The organism is Mediterraneibacter massiliensis (assembly GCF_001487105.1).
GTDB classification, from domain to species: Bacteria; Bacillota; Clostridia; order Lachnospirales; family Lachnospiraceae; genus Mediterraneibacter; species Mediterraneibacter massiliensis.
This window is the reverse complement of the sequence record NZ_LN912997.1, coordinates 1-932: the sequence shown is the minus strand read 5'-3', so window position 1 is coordinate 932 and position 932 is coordinate 1. Positions and strand designations below refer to the sequence as shown.

Here is a 932-nt window from a genome sequence, read left to right as displayed (position 1 = left end):
CGAACCCCGGAGTGCACGCACTCCGGTTTGGGCTCTTTCCATTTCGCTCGCCGCTACTTTGGAAATCACATGTTGTTTTCTCTTCCTCCGGCTACTTAGATGTTTCAGTTCACCGGGTTCCCTTCCTGACGTTATGGATTGGCGTCAGGATAACTGAGGTTTGCTCAGTTAGGTTTCCCCATTCAGATATCTCCGGATCGATGGATATTTGCTCCTCCCCGAAGCTTTTCGCAGCTTATCACGTCTTTCATCGGCTCTTAGTGCCAAGGCATCCACCATACGCTCTTATCAGCATAACCAACTGATGTCATCCGCGGGTACGGACTCCATCTACACATGCATAGCGTTGCATGCGTTGGTAATAGTCAATTTTATTTCCGTCTGTTTTCTTCAGACTCGTTAATGTTCTTAATAACATTACCTCGGATGTCTTTGATATTTCTATCTATCTCTTTCGTATGCAGTTTTCAAGGTACATAGAAATGCAAGCGATTGAAAAATAAGATTGTGTTGAGAACTTGTTCTCATAAGCAATTTTACTTTTTCAAGCATTGGCATGTAATGCCATGAGCGATAAAACCAAAGGTTTTAGAGCTTCGCATTTCGGTTGACTGTTTTATCAGTCATTAGAAACCAGAATCTTTTCTGCTCTCTGATCACTGGTAAAACATCTATCTTAACAGCACTGCCCTGCTGATTGGGTTGGCGGTGATAAGTGGTTGCTCATCCTTGCCTGTATCTATTCCTAAAGACTTCGCACTCTCTTTTTGCGCCTTACCGGTCACTATCCCTGCTCTTGTCTTTTTTCTTTTTTAAATTTGGCGGCCACCTACTCTCCCACACCGTCTCCAGTGCAGTACCATCGGCCGTCTGCGGCTTAACCATCGTGTTCGGGATGGGTACGGGTGTTCCCCGCAGGCGCATCGCCACCA

General features: G+C 45.6%; 2 rRNA genes. Both read right to left on the bottom strand.

From position 1 onward, the window contains the following. Nucleotides 1–299 (bottom strand): 23S ribosomal RNA (locus tag BN3282_RS00010); the annotation flags it as partial. A gap of 517 nt (nt 300–816) precedes the next feature. Beyond that, nucleotides 817–932: ribosomal RNA gene (gene rrf, locus BN3282_RS00005) — 5S ribosomal RNA — on the bottom strand.